This window comes from Bacillus sp. FJAT-53060 (assembly GCF_037104745.1).
GTDB classification, from domain to species: Bacteria; Bacillota; Bacilli; order Bacillales; family Bacillaceae; genus Bacillus; species Bacillus stratosphericus_B.
This window is the reverse complement of record NZ_JBAWSW010000038.1, coordinates 21,471-22,237: the sequence shown is the minus strand read 5'-3', so window position 1 is coordinate 22,237 and position 767 is coordinate 21,471. Positions and strand designations below refer to the sequence as shown.

At 51.6% G+C, this 767-nt stretch carries 8 tRNA genes; all 8 read left to right on the top strand.

Annotated features, from left to right (window positions below):
- Positions 1-32: 32 nt before the first annotated feature.
- The 8 genes from WAX46_RS12895 to WAX46_RS12860 all read left to right on the top strand — a co-directional run bounded on the left by WAX46_RS12895 (position 33) and on the right by WAX46_RS12860 (position 766).
- Positions 33-108: transfer RNA gene (locus tag WAX46_RS12895), tRNA-Thr, on the top strand.
- Between the two features lie 37 nt (positions 109-145).
- Positions 146-221: transfer RNA gene (locus tag WAX46_RS12890), tRNA-Lys, on the top strand.
- 7 nt (positions 222-228) lie between these two features.
- Positions 229-311, top strand: a tRNA-Leu gene (locus WAX46_RS12885).
- A 30-nt stretch (positions 312-341) separates the two neighbouring features.
- Positions 342-413, top strand: a tRNA-Gly gene (locus WAX46_RS12880).
- 12 nt (positions 414-425) lie between these two features.
- Positions 426-511 (top strand) — tRNA-Leu (locus WAX46_RS12875).
- Positions 512-521: 10 nt separating this feature from the next.
- A tRNA-Arg gene (locus WAX46_RS12870) sits at positions 522-598 on the top strand.
- Between the two features lie 7 nt (positions 599-605).
- Positions 606-682, top strand: a tRNA-Pro gene (locus WAX46_RS12865).
- Between the two features lie 8 nt (positions 683-690).
- A tRNA-Ala gene (locus WAX46_RS12860) sits at positions 691-766 on the top strand.
- The last annotated feature ends 1 nt before the right edge of the window (position 767 follow it).

The window sequence follows — 767 nt, the reverse complement described above, 5'->3', positions numbered from 1 at the left end:
TTTATTCTTACATAATGTTAGGATAAGATAAAGCCGGTGTAGCTCAACTGGTAGAGCAACTGACTTGTAATCAGTAGGTTGGGGGTTCAAGTCCTCTTGCCGGCACCACTTTTTTATGGTAAGATAGACAAGCCGCTTTTAAAGCGAGCCATTAGCTCAGTTGGTAGAGCATCTGACTTTTAATCAGAGGGTCGAAGGTTCGAGTCCTTCATGGCTCACCATTGTCATGCGGGTGTGGCGGAATTGGCAGACGCGCTAGACTTAGGATCTAGTGTCTTTATGACGTGGGGGTTCAAGTCCCTTCACCCGCATTGCCAAATAAAATAAAGGAATCCTGTAATGCGGAAGTAGTTCAGTGGTAGAACACCACCTTGCCAAGGTGGGGGTCGCGGGTTCGAATCCCGTCTTCCGCTTATACCATCCACGCCGGGGTGGTGGAATTGGCAGACACACAGGACTTAAAATCCTGCGGTAGGTGACTACCGTGCCGGTTCAAGTCCGGCCCTCGGCATATAAAATAAGCGCCCGTAGCTCAATTGGATAGAGCGTTTGACTACGGATCAAAAGGTTAGGGGTTCGACTCCTCTCGGGCGCGCCATTTAGATCGGGAAGTAGCTCAGCTTGGTAGAGCACTTGGTTTGGGACCAAGGGGTCGCAGGTTCGAATCCTGTCTTCCCGACCAGCTTTTATGGGGCCTTAGCTCAGCTGGGAGAGCGCCTGCCTTGCACGCAGGAGGTCAGCGGTTCGATCCCGCTAGGCTCCACCAA